The following is a 4844-nucleotide window of genomic DNA, read 5'->3' as shown; positions in this document are numbered from 1 at the left end:
CCTATCAAATACATTTCTTACAAATCGCCCATTTGCATTTTTATTTTCAGGATTGTTACTATGTAATTCTAAATATTTTTTTAATGTTTCTTTTGCAGAATCATGCAAAATGTATTTATCATTTAATCTTTTTTCGTTTATAGCTTTAAGATTTCGTTTTTCGGAATCTGAAATATCCTTCTTGTCAATTTTTTTATTAGCTCTTTCAACTTGTTCTTTTAGATTTTTTTCTCTTACTTCTCTGTCCTTTATATACTCGCTATTAGATTTTGCACCTTTACTTTTATTAAGTGATTCGTTTGTTGCAGCAAAATTTTCTGATTTATTTGCTAAATCAACAGTCNCTATATCAGCAATTTTCCTCCATGGATTTTCAAAAATTTGTTTACGTGCTACAACATGATCCAGATTAACCTTTTCATTAATTTTCAAAGTTTTACCAGTATACTCATCTTTTAAGGTTCCAGATCTTAGCTTATCTTTCATATTATTTTTTGCATCTTTGAATCTTTTATCTTCCAGAATATTTTTACCTATTACTTTAGTATACTCTTTTGGTTTATCTATATTATCATTATACTGCTTGAGAAGAGTATCACTTGTCATATCTAAACCAATCTGATTCCCAAATTGATTCCAAATTTCATCTAAAATAACTTCACTTAACTTATCAGGTGATCCTATTTCTTTAAACTCTGTTTGTAACGATTCAAGATTAGAAAATTCCATCTCAAATTGTTGCTCAAGTAGTTCTTCCAATTCATCGTAATTTAAACTTTGTAATTCATCTACTTCTTCAGTATTCAATACTAATAATTCATTTTCCACCGCTTTCTATCCCCCCTTCAACGCTTCAAACTTCGCTTTCATAGTTGGATTTTTTCGGGTCAATTTTTTAACCGAAACATCTTCCAATTTGTTATTTGCGAGGCGGAGTTGGTTTTCGGATGTGGTTAGGAATTTTTTGACCTCTTCCATGCGTTTGATGGCCTTGTCGATCTCATCAATAGCTTTGCCAAAGTTGGTCGAAGCAGAGTTGTAGTTCTTGGCAAAGGCTAGTTTAAAGGCGTCCAAATCTTCCTCAAAGTGAGTGATATCAATGTTTTGTTCACGGACAAGTGCCAACTCTTGCTTATATTTCAAAGAATTAAGCGCTGCATTACGCAAGAGTCCAATCAACTGGATAAATAACTGAGGACGGACAACGTACATTTTTTCATACTCATGACTGACATCCACAATCCCTGTATTAAAGTAGTCGTTATCCGCTTCTAGCATGGTCACCAGAACCGCATATTCGCAGTTTTTCTCCCGACGGTCCTTGTCCAATTCCTTGTAAAAATCCGAGTTCTTGTGCTTTTTCTCTGTTCCATCCGCTTCATTTTTCATTTCAAACATGATGGAAATAATTTCCACTCCATTTTCATCACATTCACGGAAGATAAAGTCTCCCTTAGAACCACGCGCAGAAACCTTGTTATCCTTCTCAAAGTAGGCATTTGGAAAGGCAAAACTACGAACCTTGTTAAACTCACTCTCTGCATACTGTTCCAAACTTTCCCCGATAGCTTTTGTAGATTGTTGGGCTTTGAAATTCTTGTAGAATTCGACTTGTTCACTGGCTGCCTTAAGCTGGGCTTCGTAATTCTGCTTAACAGAAGCCAAAGACAGCTCATTTTCCTTTTCTTGCAAGAGGAGCTGGTTTTTGACCTGATCACGTTCTTTTTCTAAGTCAGAAAGGGTCTTTTGCAGTTGATTTTCATGCTCCAAACGCAAGGTCGCCAATTTGTTTTCCAAAGCCTGTACTTCCTTGTCCTTAGCCAATAGGGCCTCATGACTTGTCTGTTCAACTTCTTTCTTAGCCAATTCTTTTTCTGTATCAAAGTTTTGGATTTGACTCTGCAATTGAGCGATTTCTTGATCCTTCTGAGCCAGTTTAGACTGTTGCTCATTCATGGCCTTTTGCTCAGCCAAGGCCAGCTCCTGCTTCATTCGATCGTGCAATTCCTTATCAAACTCAGCAGTTCTCACTTGGGACAAGAGTTCGGCATACTGACTCTCATTTACTGTAAAGACTTCCCCACAGTTGGGACATTTGATTTCGTTCATAACTTTCCTCTTTCTAGACTTCTGTAACCATTATATCATGCCTGAGGGAAAATCAAAAACAATGAGTCGAAACCCACTGTTTATATCTTTTACTTTAAATTTTTTCCAAGGCCAAGCGCAAATCTTCAATCAAATCCTCTACATTTTCAAGACCGATCGACAAGCGGATTTGGTTGGGTGTGACACCTGCTGCTTCTAGATCTTTTTCTGACAACTGACCGTGAGTGGTTGTCGCAGGATGGACAACAAGCGATTTGGCATCTGCTACGTTAGCAAGGTCAGAGAAGATTTCCAAATTATCAATCACCTTGCGAGCTTCTGCCTCTCCACCTTTGACATGGAAGGTAAAGATTGAACCAACACCTTTTGGCAAATATTTCTCAGCCAAGGCATGGTAAGGACTGTCCGCTAGTTTTGGATAATTTACCTTCTCTACCTTAGGATGATTTACAAGGAAATCAACAATTTTCTCTGCATTTTGCACGTGACGTTCAACACGAAGGGAGAGAGTTTCAAGCCCTTGGAGCAAGAGAAAGGCATTAAATGGTGACAAGGCAGCACCTGTATCACGGAGCAATTGAACACGAACAGCGATAATAAAGGCTGCTGCACCCACATCACGAGTATAGCTCAAGTTGTGGTAACTTGGGTCTTCCTCAACAAATTGAGGGAACTTCCCTGAAGCTGCCCAATCAAAACGACCGCTATCGACAATCACTCCTCCAATAGTCGTACCATGTCCACCGATAAACTTAGTTGCTGAGTGAATGGCAATATCTACACCGTGAGAGAAGACGTTAATCAAATATGGTGTGGCAAAGGTGTTGTCCGAAACAAGAGGAATCTGGTGTTTATGCGCAATCTCAGCCAATTTTTCCAAGTCAGGAATGTTAATCAAGGGATTCCCCAAGGTTTCAATCAAGACAAGCTTGGTATTGTCATTGATAGCTGCTTCCACTTCTTCCAAATTATCCACATCCACAAAGGTTGTTGTGATACCATAACGAGGAAGAGTTTCCTTCAAGAGGTTGAAGGTCCCACCGTAAATAGTTGACGCAGCCACCACATGGTCGCCTGCGTGAGCAAGCGCCAAAATAGTGTAGGTTACAGCAGCCATACCTGATGCTGTCGCTAGTGCTCCAACACCACCTTCAAGAGCAGCGATTCTTTCTTCAAATGCCGCTGTTGTAGGGTTGGTAATACGAGTATAAATGTTCCCTGGTTTTCTCAAGGCAAACAAATCGGCACCTTCTTGCGTGTCATCAAAAATGAAGGATGTTGTTTGATAAATCGGTACTGCACGAGACTTAGTCGCTGGATCAACTACTTGCCCAGCATGCAATTGTAGGGTTTCAAATTTAAAATCACGAGTCATAAGACGACCTCCAAATAGCTTCATTAGGGATATTGTATCATCTTGTGCTAGTCTTTTCCAATACCGTTTTTCTATATTTTGATATAAGGAACAACTATGACTAGTCTTACACATCAAACAAAAAAGCACGATTAACTCGTGCTCATTTCTTTAATCGACATAAGTATCTTCGTTTTTATTGAGGAAGGCGTATGGTAAGCCCATCAAGAGACCTCCACCGATAAAGTTCCCGACAAAGGTTACACCCCAGTGACGAAGAATATTAGGTATGTCAAAGTTAGCAATTGAATCAGCTGCAACACTAAACTTAACAATCGCAAAAGAAGCAAAGTTCGCAGCAATGTGTTCGTTTGTTAAGAATACAAACATGTAAATTGCTGATAAGACAAGCCAAAGTTTGGCGCCACCGTCTTTCACCAAAACGAATGAAAGAATGGCAATGTTTACAAAGATATTGGCTAAAATACCTTCAAGTAAGACTAACTCATTGGAACGACCTAACTTCATCTCTACAACCCCTGAAATGAAGCTATCATGTGTCAGATTTGCATAGGCTGCTGAGTGGGCAAAGCCCCAACCTGCTATCAAGGCTCCGATGAGATTGAACAAGGTACAGTAAAGTAAAATCTCAGCTGTTTTTCTCCAAGAGATTTTCTTCAAGAAACTACCAGCTGTTAAAAACATCATATTTGAAGTTACCAGTTCAGCATTCAAGAAAACAATGTAGGCCAATCCCCAAGCAAAAACGAATGGGAAAAGGAAGCGACCACTACCTGGTGCGATCTTATTAATCAAGTCAGCCCCAACTGCACCCGCAGCTGTACTAAATGTTAGAAAAGCACCTGCAAACATGGAACGAATCGCATACTTAAACTTACTTTGGCTATAAAGACTTTCTTTCTTCTTGCAAGCAAATTCAATCTTTGAAATAAATTCTGAAGAGACCATAAAATACTCCTAAACTTTTATTTGTGAATATTATAACATAAAGCACGCATTTTGAAAAGCCTTTCTTGTATACGTTTTCTACAAAGAAAATCAAGGCATTGGAGGAATTCCATAAATCTCTCCTTTACCCATTAACAGAAAAACATTTCAATGTTTCAAATTGATCATCCAAAAATTCAAACTCAAATAGGTGCCAGTAATCGAAGGTTTGCTCACAATAACTAACTGTTCCTTGATTGTAGTCAATGATAGGTTTCCCCAGCTTGTTCTTCACATCTTCCTCGCTGACTTCTCCATACATTTCCTTAAGATCAGCTAGCATAAAGTTGATAATTCTATTGAGATTTTCCTGATAATTTTTTGATAACAGTTCAACTTTATCTATAAAGTCACAATCAGGCTCTTCGTCCCA

General features: G+C 38.4%; 5 protein-coding genes. All 5 read right to left on the bottom strand.

Features of this window, described 5'->3' with window-relative positions:
- Positions 1-828, bottom strand: an 828-nt coding sequence (locus D8847_RS10210; protein ID WP_125841470.1) for a hypothetical protein, incomplete at its 3' end; no start/stop codon positions are given.
- 6 nt (positions 829-834) lie between these two features.
- A complete protein-coding gene (locus D8847_RS10205) occupies positions 835-2109 on the bottom strand; it encodes a DUF2130 domain-containing protein (protein WP_125841469.1) in 1275 nt (424 codons plus the stop codon).
- Positions 2110-2203: 94 nt separating this feature from the next.
- Positions 2204-3484, bottom strand: a complete 1281-nt coding sequence (locus D8847_RS10200) for an O-acetylhomoserine aminocarboxypropyltransferase/cysteine synthase family protein (protein WP_125841468.1) — start codon at positions 3482-3484, stop codon at positions 2204-2206.
- A gap of 150 nt (positions 3485-3634) precedes the next feature.
- On the bottom strand, positions 3635-4432 hold the full coding sequence (locus D8847_RS10195; RefSeq protein ID WP_000254787.1) for a formate/nitrite transporter family protein: 798 nt from the start codon (positions 4430-4432) through the stop codon (positions 3635-3637).
- A 124-nt stretch (positions 4433-4556) separates the two neighbouring features.
- Positions 4557-4844, bottom strand: a 288-nt coding sequence (locus tag D8847_RS10190; protein ID WP_125841467.1) for a hypothetical protein, incomplete at its 5' end; no start/stop codon positions are given.

Source organism: Streptococcus mitis (assembly GCF_003942795.1).
Lineage (GTDB): Bacteria > Bacillota > Bacilli > Lactobacillales > Streptococcaceae > Streptococcus > Streptococcus mitis_BJ.
This window is presented reverse-complemented; position numbering and strand designations above follow the sequence as displayed.